Source organism: Streptomyces sp. NPDC025651, assembly GCF_055558735.1.
In genome coordinates this window covers 39,959-54,045 of sequence record NZ_JBVHLZ010000009.1, presented here as the reverse complement: position 1 = coordinate 54,045, position 14,087 = coordinate 39,959, and the positions used below count along the sequence as shown (strand labels likewise).

Here is a 14,087-nt window from a genome sequence, read left to right as displayed (position 1 = left end):
CGGCTGATCCCGGGTCGGCGGCGGCCGGCCTCAACCGCGCAGCGTCAGGCGGGGCTTGGGCGCGTCCGTGCGGCCCGTCTGCGGTCGTCTGCTGCCCGCGCGGTACTGCACGGGCCAGGTCGCGCCCGGTCCCGCGTAGCCCTGCTCGGCGGCGGCGTGCAGGGTCCAGTGGGGGTCGTAGAGGTGGGGGCGGGCCAGCGCGCAGAGGTCCGTACGGCCCGCGAGGAGCAGGGAGTTGACGTCGTCCCAGGAGGAGATGGCGCCGACTGTGATCACGGGGATGCCCGTCTCGTTCCTGATCCGGTCGGCGTAGGGCACCTGGTAGGAGCGGCCGTACGCGGGGCGTTCGTGCGCGACGACCTGGCCCGTCGAGACGTCGATGGCGTCGGCTCCGTGCGCCGCGAACGCGCGGGCGATCTCCACGGCGTCCTGCGCGGTCGTGCCTCCCTCGGCCCAGTCGGTGGCGGAGACGCGCACCGTCATGGGCTTGTGCGCGGGCCACACCTCCCGTACCGCGTCGAGGACTTCGAGGGGGTAGCGCAGCCGGGCGGACAGCGAGCCGCCGTACGCGTCCGTGCGGTGGTTGGTGAGCGGGGAGAGGAAGCCGGAGAGCAGATAGCCGTGGGCGCAGTGCAGTTCGAGGAGGTCGAACCCGGACTCGTCGGCCCGGCGGGCCGCCGCGACGAACTGCCCGCGGATCTCGGCGAGTCCGGCGTGGGAGAGCTCGTGCGGGATCTGGCTGTCCGGACGGTACGGCAGCGGTGAGGCGGCTTCGATCGGCCAGTTGCCGTCGGGCAGCGGTTCGTCGATACCGTCCCACATCAGCTTCGTCGAGCCCTTGCGGCCCGAATGGCCGAGCTGGACGCCGATCGCGGTGCCGGGTGCCTGCGCGTGCGCGAAGTCGGTGACGCGGCGCCAGGCCTTCGCCTGTTCGTCGGTGTAGAGCCCGGCGCAGCCCGGTGTGATGCGGCCGCGCTCGCTGACGCAGACCATCTCGGTCATCACCAGGCCCGCGCCGCCGAGCGCCCGCGCCCCCAGGTGCACCAGGTGGAAGTCGCCGGGGACGCCGTCCACGGCGGAGTACATGTCCATCGGAGAGACGACGACGCGGTTGCGCAGGGTCAGTTCGCCGAGGCGGAAGGGCGTGAACATCGGCGGCGTGCCGTCCGGGCAGCCGAATTCGCGCTCCACGGAGCGGGTGAACTCCGCGTCGCGCAGCCGGAGGTTGTCGTGGGTGACGCGGCGGCTGCGGGTGAGGAGGTTGAACGCGAACTGGCGTGGCGACTGGTCCAGATAGTCGGGCAGGCGCTCGAACCACTCCAGGCTGGCGCGCGCCGCGCGCTGCGTGGACTCGACGACGGGGCGGCGCTCCGTCTCGTACGCCTGGAGGGCGGACGGGATGTCGGGCTGTTCCTGGAGGCAGGCGGCGAGCGCGAGGGCGTCCTCGACGGCGAGCTTGGTGCCCGAGCCGATGGAGAAGTGGGCGGTGTGCGCGGCGTCGCCGAGCAGCACCGTGTTCCCGTGCGACCAGCGGGAGTTGACGACCGTGCGGAAGTTGATCCAGGCGGACTTGTTGCCGCGCAGCGGGCGGCCGCCGAGCGCGTCCGCGAAGATCTTGGCGCAGCGCTCGGTGGACTCGCGCTCGTCGAGCTCCGCGAAGCCCGCGGCCTCCCAGACCTCCTCGCGCATCTCGACGATGACGGTGGACTCGTGCGGCGAGAAGGGATAGCCGTGCAGCTGCATCACGCCGTGCTCGGTCTCGGCGATCTCGAAGCGGAACGCGTCGAAGGCGAAGTCGGCGGCCAGCCAGATGTAGCGGCAGCGGTGCGTGGTCAGGCGCGGCCCGAACACGTCGGCGTGCGCCTCGCGGGTGAGGCTGTGCACGCCGTCCGCCGCGACGACCAGGTCGTACGCCGCGCCGAGCTCGGCGGCGGGCGGCGCCTCTGCGCGGAAGCGGAGCTCGACACCGAGGTCGCGGCAGCGCGCGTGCAGGATCTGGAGGAGCCTGCGCCGCCCGAGCGCCGCGAAGCCGTGGCCGCCCGATGTGTGCCGCCGGTCGCGGTGCACGATGTCGATGTCGTCCCAGCGCACGAACTCGGCCCGGAGCGCGGCGTAGACGGCGGGGTCGGCGTGTTCGATGCCGCCGAGGGTCTCGTCCGAGAGGACGACGCCGAAGCCGAAGGTGTCGTCCGGGGCGTTGCGCTCCCAGACGGTCACCTCGCGGGTGGGGTCGAGGCGCTTGAGCAGGGCGGCGGCGTAGAGCCCGCCGGGGCCGCCGCCGATGACGGCGACGCGGTGGGCGCTCGCCCCGGGGGGCGCACTCATCGGCCCTGCCACTTCGGCGGGCGCTTCTCGGTGAAGGCCGCGTGAAACTCGGCGTAGTCCTCGCCGTTCATGAGCAGGGCCTGGGTCGCCGCGTCCATCTCCACGGCCGCGGCGAGCGGCATGTCGAGCTCGGCGGTGAGCAGCGCCTTGGTCTGGGCGTACGCGAGGGCGGGGCCTTCGGCGAGGCGGCGCGCCAGGGCCTGGGCGGCCTCGGGGGCCCTGCCCTCCTCGGTCAGCTCGCTGAGCAGGCCGATCCGCTCGGCCTCCGGGGCGCGCACCGGCTCGCCCAGCATCAGCAGCCGGGTGGCGTGGCCGAGGCCGACGACGCGCGGCAGGAGGTAGGCGGCGCCCATGTCGCCGCCGGAGAGGCCGACCCGCGTGAAGAGGAAGGAGAACCGCGCCGAGGGGTCGGCGACGCGGAAGTCCGCGGCGAGGGCGAGCACGGCGCCGGCGCCCGCGGCCACGCCGTGCACGGCGGCGATCACCGGGAAGGGGCACTCGCGGACGGCCCGCACGACCTGGCCCGTCATGCGGTTGAAGTCGAGGAGCTGGGCGGTGTCCATGGCGAGCGTCGCGCCGATGATCTCGTCGACGTCGCCGCCGGAGCAGAAGCCGCGCCCCTCGCCGCCGAGCACGAGGGCGCGCACGGACTTGTCGCGGGAGAGCTCGGCGAGCAGGTCGCGCAGGTCGGCGTAGGCGCCGAAGGTGAGCGCGTTGAGTTTGTCGGGGCGGGCGAGGGTGACCGTGGCGACCCCGTCGTCGACGGCCAGACGCAGGTGCCGCCAGTCGGGGGTGCGGGTCGCGGAGCCGGTGAAGGGACTCATGAGGTGCGGCCTCCTCGGCCTGGGGGCTGGAGTGCGCTGCCCTTCGAAGGTATCACCGTTCCGTGACCGTCGTCACGAGTACGCGATACAGCGCACCCGCTTGCCCTTCCTGCCGCCCCAGGAGGGAACGAAAATCCCGATATACGCGTCTTTTCTCCTGCGACACCACAGGGTCGGACGTCCCGGAAATGGCCGACCGTCGCCCCTGTCGACATAGCGCTTAAGATTCGTACGGTTGAAAGCAGGACCGCCTGCTGCCCTGAACGGACCCGCCTTGCACGAGCCCCCGCCCGACCCGACCGCCTCCTGGCGCATCGCGCTGCCGCACACCACGGCGGCCGTGCCCGTCGCGCGCGCCCTGGTCCGTACGGCGCTCACCGACATCGAGTCGTCGGCCGACACCGACACCGCCGAGCTGCTCACCGCGGAGCTGGTGGCCAACGCCGTCGAGCACACCGGGGGATGCGACCCCATAGAGCTGGTCATCGAGCTCCTTCCGACCGGCTGCCAGGTCGAGGTGCACGACTCCAACCCGCTGCCGCCCGGCGACCTCACCGCCCCGGACCCGGCCGGTGAGCCGGATCCCTGGCAGGAGCACGGGCGCGGCCTCCTCTTGATCCGCACCCTCAGCTCGTCCTGCGGCCACCGCCCCACCGAGTCCGGCAAGGCGGTCTGGTTCACGCTTCCCGCGAAGCCCCCGCACCGGCACTGACGACACCCTCGCCCCGGCCGAGCCGCGAGTGGCCGCGGCCGTAGAGCGCGTACACCACGGCGCCCACCACCAGGAACACGGCGAACTGCAGCCACGTCGACCAGCCCGTGCCCCAGATCAGATAGAGGCAGAAGCCCACGCCGAGGACCGGGCTCACCGGGTGGAACGGCACCCGGAAGGTGCGCCGCAGATCCGGGTGCGAGCGGCGCAGGGCGATCACCGCGACATTCACCACGACCATGATCGCGAGCGTGCCGATGGTGGTCAGGTTGACGACGACGTCCAGCGAGGAGAAAGCGGCGGGGACCGCGACCACCGCCGCGACGATCCAGGTGTTGGCCACGGGGGTCGCGGTCCTCGGCGAGACGCGTTCGAAGACGCGCGGCATCAGGCCGTCGCGGGACATCGACATCAGGATGCGGGTCTGGCCGTACATCACGGCGAGCACCACGGACGCGATGGCGACGACCGCGCCGAAGGCGATGACGCCGCCGCCGACGGTCGAGCCGGTGACCTGGTTGACGATCAGCGAGAGCGCCGCGGGCTTGTCGGCGACGGCGTCCGAACCGAGCGCGCCGATGGCCGCGAGCGCCACGGCGACGTACAGCAGGGTGACCACACCGATGCAGATCATGATCGCGAGCGGGATGTTGCGCCGCGGGTTCCTGACCTCCTCACCGGCCGTGGTGACCGCGTCGAAGCCGATGAAGGAGAAGAAGGCGAGCGAGGCGCCCGCGGTGATGCCGGAGACGCCGGCGCCCGCGAAGGGCGTGAGGTTGCCGTCCTGGAACGCGGTGAACGCGATGGCGAGGAACAGCAGCAGAATGCCGATCTTCAGCACCGCCATGGCCGCCGTGGCGCGGGCGCTCTCGCGGATGCCGCGCACCAGGAGCACGGCGGCGAGGAGGATGACGACGACGGCCGGCAGGTTCACCACGCCGCCCTCGCCGGGGCCCGCGGACAGGGCGGTGGGCAGCTCCCAGCCGGTGAGGCTGTTCAGGAGCTCGTTCAGGTACTGGCTCCAGCCGACCGCGACCGCGGAGACCGAGACGCCGTACTCCAGGAGCAGGCACCAGCCCACGAGGAACGCGGTGCGCTCGCCGAGCGAGGCGTACGCGAAGGAGTACGAGCTGCCGGAGACCGGGATCGCGCCTCCCAGCTCGGCGAACGAGAACGCGGTGAAGATGCAGGTCACGGCCGCGAGTACATAGGAGACCGCGACGGCGGGCCCGGCCTCGGCGACCGAGTCGGACAGGCCGACGAAGATGCCGGTGCCGACGATCGCGCCGACGCCGAAGCACACGAGCTGGAAGAGCCCCATGGTGCGCCTGAGGCCGTGGCCTTCGAGGTCCGCGCCCGATTCGGCGACGAGCTGGTCGGGGGACTTGATGCGCAGCCCGTTGGCAGGCGTGGGGCTCATGGGGTGGTTCTCGTTTCTGGCGGTGCTGGGTGCGGCGACGGGTGGGCCGCTGACCGGTGGGACCGGGCATGGTGTTCCGGTCCCACCAGTTTGTGCTGGTCCTGCGGTTCGGGCAGGTTCGTACGGCTGGTCAGGCGAGCGTGGCGACAAGCACCGCCTTGATGGTGTGCAGGCGGTTCTCGGCCTCGTCGAAGACGACGGAGTGCTCGGACTCGAAGACCTCGTCGGTGACCTCCAGGGAGGTCAGGCCGTGCCGCTCGTGGATCTCCCGGGCGATCTTGGTGCCCAGGTCGTGGTAAGCGGGCAGGCAGTGCAGGAACTTGACGTCGGCGTTGCCGGTGGCGCGCAGGACGTCCATCGTCACGGCGTACGGGGCCAGCGCGCCGATGCGCTCGTCCCAGACCTCCTTGGGCTCGCCCATCGAGACCCAGACGTCGGTGGCGACGAAGTCGGCGCCCCGGACGCCCTCCTCGACCGACTCGGTGAGCGTGATGCGGGCGCCGCTGGACTCGGCGACCTCGCGGGCCCTGGCGACGACCTCGTCGGCGGGCCAGTAGGACCTCGGGGCGACGATGCGGACGTCCATGCCGAGCAGGGCGCCGGTGATCAGGTAGGAGTTGCCCATGTTGAAGCGGGCGTCACCGAGGTAGGCGTAGGCGACCTCGTCCAGGGGCTTGGCGGTGTGCTCGGTCATCGTGAGGACGTCGGCGAGCATCTGGGTGGGGTGCCAGTCGTCGGTCAGGCCGTTGAAGACGGGCACGCCCGCGTGGGCGGCGAGCTCCTCGACGCCCGGCTGGCTGTCCCCGCGGTACTCGATGCCGTCGAACATCCGGCCGAGCACCCGTGCCGTGTCCTTCACGGACTCCTTGTGGCCCATCTGAGAGCCGGAGGGGTCCAGATAGGTGGTGGTGGCGCCCTGGTCGGCGGCGGCGACCTCGAACGCGCAGCGCGTGCGCGTCGAGGTCTTCTCGAAGATCAGCGCGATGTTCTTGCCGCGCAGCCGCTGTGTCTCGGCCCCCGCCTTCTTCGCCGCCTTCAGGTCGGCGGCCAGCTCGATCAGACCGCGGAACTCCTCGGCGGTGAAGTCCAGCTCCTTGAGGAAGTGGCGGCCGGTGAGGTCTGTGGCCATGGTCGCTCCTGGGATGCGGATACGGGGACCTTGAAACTATATACGATCCTCCACATTTATATACAGGCACAGGTGGGCGGCGCCGGGGCCCGAGGCGTCAGGCCTCCACGGCCGCGCGCTCGACCGGACAGCTCATGCACCGGGGCCCGCCCCGGCCGCGCCCCAGCTCGCTCCCGGGGATCTCGATCACTTCGATGCCCTGTTTGCGCAGATACGTATTGGTCGTCGCGTTCCTTTCGTACGCGACGACGACGCCGGGCTCCACCGCGAGGACGTTGCAGCCGTCGTCCCACTGCTCCCGCTCGGCCGCGTGCACGTCCTGGGTAGCCGTGAGCACCCGGATCCCGTCGATCCCGAGCGCCGCGGCGATGGCCCGGTGCATGTGCTCGGGCGGATGGTCGGTGACCTTCAACTCCCGCTCGCCGACGCCCGGTTCGATCGTGTAGGAGCGGAGCATGCCGAGGCCCGCGTACTGCGTGAAGGTGTCGCCGTCGACCATCGTCATGACCGTGTCGAGATGCATGAACGCGCGCCGCTTCGGCATGTCGAGCGCCACGATGGTCTGCGCCGAGCCCGCCGCGAACAGCTTGTGCGCGAGCATCTCGACGGCCTGGGGCGTGGTGCGCTCGCTCATGCCGATGAGCACCGCTCCCCTGCCGATCACCAGGACGTCGCCGCCCTCGATGGTGGAGGGGTAGTCCGACTGCCCCTCGGACCAGACGTTGAAGTGCTCGTTGCGGAACAGCGGGTGGTGCCGGTAGATCGCCTCGAAGTGCACCGTCTCGCGCTGCCGGGCGGGCCAGCGCATCGCGTTGATGGAGACGCCGTCGTAGATCCAGGCGGAGGTGTCGCGCGTGAAGAGGTGGTTGGGCAGCGGGCCGAGCAGGAAGTCGTCCATGTCCATGCAGTGGAAGCGCACCGAGGACGGCTCGGCGTGGCTCTCCAGGAACTCGCGCTTGGTCATGCCGCCGACCAGCGCCTCGGCGAGCTCCGTCGACGGCATCGTCTCGAACACGGCCCGCAGGTGGTCGGTGGCCAGCGGGCCGTACTCCTTCTCGTCGAAGACCCGGTCGAGGACGAGGCCGCGGGCCGACGGCACGCCCAGGGTCTCGGTCAGCAGGTCGCCGAAGAGGTGCACCGCGACGCCGCGGTCGCGGAGCACGTCCGCGAAGCCGTCGTGCTCCTGTCTGGCCCTGCGCACCCACAGGACGTCGTCGAAGAGGAGGGCGTCCTTGTTGCTCGGCGTCAGTCGCTTCAGTTCCAGATCGGGGCGGTGCAGGATGACGCGGCGCAGCCGCCCGGCCTCGGAGTCGACATGGAATCCCATGGGTCCATCTTTCCCCGGCCGGACGGCCCGCGCGCGGTCAATGCCGTGGTGTGGTCAGAGCCTCGGGTCGACCGGCTCCGACTCCAGGGCGAGCACCGCGAACACCGCCTCGTGCACCCGCCACAGCGGCTCGCCGTCCGCGAGGCGGTCCAGGGCCTCCAGGCCGAGCGCGTACTCGCGGGTGGCGAGCGAGCGCTTGTGGCCGAGGAAGCGGCCGCGCAGGCGGTCCAGGTGCTCGGGGCGCGTGTACTCGGGGCCGTAGATGATCCGCAGGTACTCGCGGCCACGGCACTTGATGCCGGGCTGGACGAGCCGGCCCTGTTCGTTCCTGACCAGGGCCGCGACCGGCTTGACGACCATGCCCTCGCCGCCGCGGCCGGTCATCTCCAGCCACCAGTCGACGCCGGCACGGACCGAATCCGCGTCGCCCGTGTCCACGTAGAGACGCCGGGTGGTCTGCAGCAGGCCCGTGGTGTCGTGCTCCACCATGCGGTCGATCAGGGCCAGTTGCTCGTCGTGCGGGAGCGCGGCGAGGCTGCGGCCCTGGGCGGCCAGGATCTGGAACGGCGCGAGCCGCACCCCTTCGAGGCCGTCCGTCGGCCAGCAGTAGCGGCGGTAGGCGTCGGTGAACGCGGCGGCGTCCGCCGCGCGTTCGCGCTGCCCGGCGAGGAGGTCCCCGGTGTCCACACCGCGCGCCGCCGCGGCCTCCAGGGCGGCGAGCGCGCCGGGGAAGACGGCTCCGGCGGCGGCGCCCACGGCCGCGTACTGCGTACGGAGCAGGCCGGACGCCTTCAGCGACCACGGCATCAACTCCGCGTCGAGCAGCAGCCAGTCGCCCCTGCCGGAGGCACTGTCGGACGCAGCCAGCTCGTCCCACAGGCCCGCGTCGGTGACGGCGGTGCGCAGGCGGCCGAGTATCTCCTCGGTGACCGCCGGGTCGTCGAAGAAGGGGCGGCCGGTGCGGGTGTAGAGGGAGCCGGTGGGTCCGTCCACGCCGAAGCGCTCGCGGGCCACGTCCGCGTCGCGGCAGACCAGGGCCACCGCGCGCGAGCCCATGTGCTTCTCCTCGCACACGACGCGGGCGACGCCGTCGGAGGCGTACGCGGCGAAGGCCTCCTCCGGGTGCTCCAGGTAGCCCTCGCGCCGCGACGTGGCGGTCGGCGCCATCGTCGGCGGCAGGTACGGCAGCAGGCGCGGGTCGACGGCGAAGCGGCTCATGACTTCGAGCGCGGCCGCCGCGTTCTCCTCGCGCACGGCGACGCGGCCCGCCTGCCGGGTCTCCACCGCGCGGCGGCCGTGCACGTCGGTCAGGTCGAGCGGGCGTCCGTCGTGGCCGCCCGGCGCCTCGGTGCGCAGCGGCTTGGCCGGCTCGTACCAGACCCGCTCCGCCGGTACGTCGACGAGTTCGCGCTCGGGCCAGCGCAGCGCGGTGAGCCTGCCGCCGAAGACGGCGCCGGTGTCCAGGCAGATGGTGTTGTTCAGCCAGGTCGCGGTGGGCACGGGGGTGTGGCCGTAGACGACCGCGGCCGTGCCCCGGTACTCCTCCGCCCACGGGTAGCGCACCGGCAGGCCGAACTCGTCGGTCTCGCCGGTCGTGTCGCCGTACAGCGCGTGGGAGCGGACGCGGCCGGAGGTGCGGCCGTGGTACTTCTCGGGCAGTCCCGCGTGGCAGACCACCAGCTTGCCCTCGTCCAGGACGTAGTGCGAGACGAGGCCGTCCACGAACTCCCGTACCTGTGCGCGGAACTCCTCGCTCTCGCCGTCCAACTGCTCGATGGTCTCGGCGAGTCCGTGGGTGTGCTGGACCTTGCGGCCCTTGAGGTGGCGGCCGAGCTTGTTCTCGTGGTTGCCGGGCACGCACAGGGCGTTGCCGGAGCCGACCATGGACATCACGCGGCGCAGGACGCCCGGGGTGTCGGGGCCGCGGTCGACGAGGTCGCCGACGAAGACGGCGGTACGGCCTTCGGGGTGCGCGCCGTCGACGTAGCCGAGCTTGCCGAGCAGGGTCTCCAGCTCGGACGCGCAGCCGTGGATGTCGCCGATGATGTCGAACGGGCCGGTGAGGTGGGAGAGGTCGTTGTAGCGCCTCTCGGTGACGACGCGGGCGCCGTCGATCTCCTCGACGCCGCGCAGGACGTGCACCTTCCTGAAGCCCTCGCGCTCCAAGTGCCGCAGGGAGCGGCGCAGTTCGCGCTGGTGGCGCTGGATGACGCGGCGGGGCAGGCCCGCCCGGTCCTCACGCGCGGCGTTGCGCTCGGCACAGACCTCCTCGGGTACGTCGAGCACGATGGCGATGGGCAGCACGTCGTACTGCCTGGCGAGCTCGATCAGCTGCTTGCGGCTGTCGCTCTGCACGCTGGTCGCGTCGACGACGGTGCGGCGACCGGCGGCCAGGCGCTTGCCCGCGATGTAGTGCAGCACGTCGAAGGCGTCGCGGCTGGCGCTCTGGTCGTTCTCGTCGTCGGCGACGAGGCCGCGGCAGAAGTCGCTGGAGATGACCTCGGTGGCCTTGAAGTGCCGCCGCGCGAAGGTGGACTTGCCCGATCCGGTGGCGCCCACGAGGACGACGAGGGACAGGTCGGTGACGGGGAGGGTACGGCCCGCGTGCGTGGCCTCGGCGCCGGCGTCGCTCCGGGTGTCGTTCGTCATGCGGCCCGCACCTCCTTCTTCTGGTTCTTGTCGTTCTTGCTGTCCTGCGTGAAGACCGCCATCTGCGTCGGCGGCCCCACCTCCGGGTCCTCGTCGCCGACCGGCGTGAACTCCACGCCGTATCCGTGCCGTTCGGCCACCCGGTGGGCCCAGGCCCTGAACTCCTCGCGCGTCCACTCGAAGCGGTGGTCGCCGTGGCGGGCGTGGCCCGCGGGGAGCGTCTCCCAGCGGACGTTGTACTCGACGTTGGGCGTCGTCACGAGGACGGTGCGGGGCCGGGCGGAGCCGAACACCGCGTACTCCAGGGCGGGCAGCCGCTCCAGGTCGAGGTGCTCGATCACCTCGCTGAGCACCGCCGCGTCGTACCCCTTGAGCCGCTTGTCGGTGTACGCGAGCGAGCCCTGGAAGAGCCTGACGCGCTCGGCCTGGCGCTCGCCCATGCGGTCCAGCTTCAGCCGCCGCGAGGCGACGGTCAGCGCGCGCACGGACACGTCGACGCCGACGATCTCGGTGAACCGGGTGTCCTTGAGCAGCGCCTGCACCAACTGGCCCTGTCCGCAGCCCAGGTCGAGCACGCGGCCGGCCCCCGCGGCGGTCAGCGCGTCGAGGATCGCCTCGCGCCGGCGCACAGCGAGCGGTACGGGCTGTTCCTCGGTGTCGGTCTCCTCGTCGACCGCGTTGTCGATCTCCTCGACGTCCGTGTCGTCGGCGTCGGCGAGCCGCACCAGTTCGAGCCGCTCCCTGGCCTCGCGGGTCAGGGACCAGCGGCGCGACAGATAGCGGCTGGTGATGAGCTGCTGCTCCGGGTGGTCCGCGAGCCAGCCCTCGCCGGCCCGCAGCAGCTTGTCGACCTCGTCCTGCGAGACCCAGTAGTGCTTGGCGTCGTCCAGGACCGGCAGCAGGACGTAGAGGTGCCGCAGCGCCTCGCCCAGGGTCAGCTTCCCGTCGGGCACTTCGAGTACGAGGTGGACGTACCGCGAGTCGCCCCACTCGGGGAACTGCTCGTCCAGCGGCACCGGCGTCACCGTCACCGTCCAGCCCAGCGGCTCGAAGAGGTTCCGCACCAGCTCGGCACCGCCGCGCGCGGGCAGCGCGGGCACCTCCACGCGCAGCGGCAGCGGCTGCGCCGCCCGCTCGGGACGTGCGTTGCAGACGCCGCGCATGGCGCTGGAGAACACCGCGCTCAGCGCCACGGCGAGCAGCGACGACGCGGCGTAGGGCCGGTCGTTCACGTACTGCGCGAGCGCCGCGTCGGGCGCGCCGCCGCGCCCCTTGCCCTTCCCCTTGCCGCGCCGCACGAGCGCCACGGGGTCGACCTCCAGGAGCAGCGCGGCGGTGCAGCGCTCGTCGGTCGCCTCGGGGTAGAGGACATGCGCGGTGCCGTGGGAGGTGGAGAACGCCTGCGCGTTGTCGGGGTGCTTGTGCAGCAGGAACCCGAGGTCGGTCGCGGGGCGGTCAGGGGCGCCTGTGGTGCTGATCGTCAGGAACACGGTGGATTGGCCTCGGCATGGGGTTTGAGCTGCGAGTGCCCGTCGAGCGGTCGGAAGCACCGCGCATCCGTCGCGCGGGTGCCCGAACCCGATGGACCACAGCGGTCGGGACGCGCGCTTCGGTGATGACGGCTCGTCACCCTTGCTCGGCCTCGGAACGGTGTGCGCGCCGCGCCGCGGTTGCCCGCCGACGCGGCGCGCCATCTCCGGCGCGCCTTCTCAACGTACAGCGTAGATCGAAGGCACACTCGGGATTTTTCGCCCCCCGCTCCTCAGCGCAGGCCGCCGTTGACGGGGATCACCTGCCCGGTGACGAACGCCGCGTCCTGTCCTGCCAAGAAGGCCACCATGCCGGCGATGTCGGATCCCTGGCCCAGGCGTCGCAGCGGTGTCACCGCCGCGAGAGTCTGCCGGGACCGCTCGTCGTGCAGGGCGCGGAGCATGTCGGTGTCCACGGTGCCGGGGGCTATGGCGTTGACGGTGATGCCGCGGGGGCCGAACTCCTGCGCGGCCGTCGCGGTGAACCGCTCCAGGGCGGCCTTGCTGCCGGCATACACGGCGCCGCCCGGAGAGGCCATGGCCGCGGCGATGCTGGAGATGTTGATGACGCGGCCGCCGTCCCGCAGCGCCTCCAAGGCGTACTGCATGACGAAGAACGGTGCCCTGGCGTTGACCGCCATGAGCCGGTCGTAGTGGCTCGGCGTGGCTTTGGCGATGTCGAGCTGCTCGGGCTCTGCGGCGTTGTTGACGACGATGTCCAGGCCCTCCAGCCGGGCGTCCGCCGTTTCGACGAGGCGCCGGACCTGGTCGAGGTCGGCGAGGTCGGCCCGCACGGCATGGGCCGTCCCGCCCTTGCCGCGGACCTCCGCCGCGCACGTGTCGGCGGCAGCGGCGTCGCGGTGGTATCCGAACACCACCGCCGCGCCCTCGGCGGCCAGGCGCTGGACCACGGCCCTGCCGACGCCGCGCGAGCCTCCGGTGACCAGGGCCGTCCGGCCGTTCAGGGTTCCCATGTCTCAGTCTCTCCGTGTGGGGATGAGGGGTGTGCCCTCCTGCTCGACGAGGCCGGGCAGGAGGTCGATCTGATCGTGGAGGAAGGCGTTGTCGCCGATGTGGCTGCTCATGCTCCGCAGCCGGTGGACCCGTCTGAGCACCGCCGCGCGCCCTGTCCTGTCGCGGCCCGGGAGCGTGGGCCCGTACCCGGAGACGAAGGCCTCCCACAAGGACGCGTAGTCGAGGTTCTCCGGTCCGTGGTGGGCGCCGCTCCGCGCGACCACGACCGATGTCGACAGCGCCTCCGCGAAGCCGCCGACGTCCAACTCCGGTGCGCCGCGGCCCACTTCGGCGCTGACCAGGACGTGCGCGGTGAGATCGCGAGGGTCCACCACGACGACTCCGGGGGACAGCGTGCCGAGGACGGTTCCGCTCGCCCTCGCCGCCGCCTCCTCGGCCCACCGGATGAGGTGCGCGCACCGGTTCGCGCCGAGGTGGCGGACGAGCCGGTCCGACATCGCGTCAGGCCGGCGGCTCAGCCAGTCGGTCAGTCCGCCGAGCCAGGCCGCGGGCCGGTCCGGCGCGGGTGGCGCCGAACGCCCGTGCAGAGCCCGGACCGCCTCGCCGACCCGGAGGGCGACGTCGGAGTACTGCCCGGGTACCGCGGCGCCGGCCAGCATGTGCCAGCCGATGCTGACGCTGTCGGGCAGTTCGTAGACCAGCTCCCGCCGCTCTGTCATCCGGGGTACGGCGAAGCGGACGGTGCTCTTGGCGGAGAGCTCCGTGAAGAGCCGGAGTACGGCGGGCTCAGGCAGCCCCATCGCCTTGACGGTGCTCTCACCCGGGACCCGGTGCCAGTGGAAGACATGCGGGCCACGGCGTACGACGCGGGTCGTCGACGCGCGCGTGCCGTAGGAGACGACGGCGGGCTCGTCCGTTGCGGGTGACACCTCGCGCCCCTTTCGGTGAGGGCTCCGGGAGGCCCCGTGACGGGGCCTCCCGGAGCTGCGTTTCCCCGACTCAGCAGTCGAAGATCAGCGTGGTGGTGGTGATGACCGGCGTGGCGGTCGTGATGGAGGCCGTGGTCTCCGGGCCCTCCGTGCCGGCCACCTGGGCCACCTGGTCGCCGTCCGTGTAGACGCGGTAGCCGCTCACCAGGGACTCGGCGGGGTTCTCGATCTTCATCGTTCTCTCCTTCTTCTCGGGTCCTTCTCGGTT

11 protein-coding genes are annotated in these 14,087 nt (G+C 72.0%); 1 reads left to right on the top strand and 10 read right to left on the bottom strand.

Translation table 11 applies throughout. From position 1 onward, the window contains the following. Positions 1-30: 30 nt before the first annotated feature. Together ACZ4D5_RS29040 and ACZ4D5_RS29035 are read right to left on the bottom strand one after the other, a co-directional pair. Positions 31-2,325 (bottom strand): bifunctional salicylyl-CoA 5-hydroxylase/oxidoreductase, encoded by a 2,295-nt coding sequence (locus ACZ4D5_RS29040; protein ID WP_467775393.1) that lies wholly within the window; start codon positions 2,323-2,325, stop codon positions 31-33. Then, positions 2,322-3,149, bottom strand: a complete 828-nt coding sequence (locus ACZ4D5_RS29035) for an enoyl-CoA hydratase family protein (protein ID WP_467775392.1) — start codon at positions 3,147-3,149, stop codon at positions 2,322-2,324. The genes ACZ4D5_RS29040 and ACZ4D5_RS29035 overlap by 4 nt, the downstream gene beginning before the upstream one ends. 259 nt (positions 3,150-3,408) lie before the next feature. On the opposite strand from ACZ4D5_RS29035, the gene ACZ4D5_RS29030 reads away from it, so the two are divergent. Beyond that, entirely contained in the window at positions 3,409-3,861 is a 453-nt protein-coding gene (locus ACZ4D5_RS29030) for an ATP-binding protein (RefSeq protein ID WP_467775681.1), read from the top strand. Here the strand turns inward: ACZ4D5_RS29030 and ACZ4D5_RS29025 are convergent. The 8 genes from ACZ4D5_RS29025 to ACZ4D5_RS28990 all read right to left on the bottom strand — a co-directional run bounded on the left by ACZ4D5_RS29025 (position 3,827) and on the right by ACZ4D5_RS28990 (position 14,054). Continuing rightward, complete coding sequence (locus tag ACZ4D5_RS29025; protein WP_467775391.1) at positions 3,827-5,281, bottom strand: amino acid permease; 1,455 nt, start codon at positions 5,279-5,281, stop codon at positions 3,827-3,829. The two genes, ACZ4D5_RS29030 and ACZ4D5_RS29025, sit on opposite strands and share 35 nt — an antisense overlap. Positions 5,282-5,411: 130 nt before the next feature. Further along, complete coding sequence (gene argF / locus ACZ4D5_RS29020; protein ID WP_467775390.1) at positions 5,412-6,410, bottom strand: ornithine carbamoyltransferase; 999 nt, start codon at positions 6,408-6,410, stop codon at positions 5,412-5,414. A 97-nt stretch (positions 6,411-6,507) separates the two neighbouring features. After that, a complete protein-coding gene (locus ACZ4D5_RS29015) occupies positions 6,508-7,737 on the bottom strand; it encodes an arginine deiminase (protein ID WP_467775389.1) in 1,230 nt (409 codons plus the stop codon). A 54-nt stretch (positions 7,738-7,791) separates the two neighbouring features. Next, the gene (locus ACZ4D5_RS29010; RefSeq protein WP_467775388.1) at positions 7,792-10,386 is read right to left on the bottom strand and encodes a polynucleotide kinase-phosphatase; all 2,595 of its coding nucleotides are present in this window, start codon (positions 10,384-10,386) and stop codon (positions 7,792-7,794) included. Next, a complete protein-coding gene (locus ACZ4D5_RS29005) occupies positions 10,383-11,876 on the bottom strand; it encodes a 3' terminal RNA ribose 2'-O-methyltransferase Hen1 (RefSeq protein ID WP_467775387.1) in 1,494 nt (497 codons plus the stop codon). Before ACZ4D5_RS29005 ends, ACZ4D5_RS29010 begins: the two co-directional genes overlap by 4 nt. A gap of 272 nt (positions 11,877-12,148) precedes the next feature. Beyond that, entirely contained in the window at positions 12,149-12,889 is a 741-nt protein-coding gene (locus ACZ4D5_RS29000) for a 3-oxoacyl-ACP reductase family protein (RefSeq protein ID WP_467775386.1), read from the bottom strand. A 3-nt stretch (positions 12,890-12,892) separates the two neighbouring features. Then, positions 12,893-13,819: a hypothetical protein gene (locus tag ACZ4D5_RS28995; RefSeq protein ID WP_467775385.1), complete on the bottom strand. Its 927-nt coding sequence runs from the start codon at positions 13,817-13,819 to the stop codon at positions 12,893-12,895. A gap of 70 nt (positions 13,820-13,889) precedes the next feature. Continuing rightward, entirely contained in the window at positions 13,890-14,054 is a 165-nt protein-coding gene (locus tag ACZ4D5_RS28990; RefSeq protein WP_157872325.1) for a hypothetical protein, read from the bottom strand. Positions 14,055-14,087: the final 33 nt, after the last annotated feature.

Bases quoted from the DNA above. Each gene is read 5' to 3' on its own strand.
- ACZ4D5_RS29010 (WP_467775388.1), bottom strand. From the start codon at position 10,386: ATGACGAACGACACCCGGAGCGACGCCGGCGCCGAGGCCACGCACGCG.
- argF (WP_467775390.1), bottom strand. From the start codon at position 6,410: ATGGCCACAGACCTCACCGGCCGCCACTTCCTCAAGGAGCTGGACTTC.
- ACZ4D5_RS29000 (WP_467775386.1), bottom strand. From the start codon at position 12,889: ATGGGAACCCTGAACGGCCGGACGGCCCTGGTCACCGGAGGCTCGCGC.
- ACZ4D5_RS29015 (WP_467775389.1), bottom strand. From the start codon at position 7,737: ATGGGATTCCATGTCGACTCCGAGGCCGGGCGGCTGCGCCGCGTCATC.
- ACZ4D5_RS29025 (WP_467775391.1), bottom strand. From the start codon at position 5,281: ATGAGCCCCACGCCTGCCAACGGGCTGCGCATCAAGTCCCCCGACCAG.
- ACZ4D5_RS28990 (WP_157872325.1), bottom strand. From the start codon at position 14,054: ATGAAGATCGAGAACCCCGCCGAGTCCCTGGTGAGCGGCTACCGCGTC.
- ACZ4D5_RS29040 (WP_467775393.1), bottom strand. From the start codon at position 2,325: ATGAGTGCGCCCCCCGGGGCGAGCGCCCACCGCGTCGCCGTCATCGGC.
- ACZ4D5_RS29035 (WP_467775392.1), bottom strand. From the start codon at position 3,149: ATGAGTCCCTTCACCGGCTCCGCGACCCGCACCCCCGACTGGCGGCAC.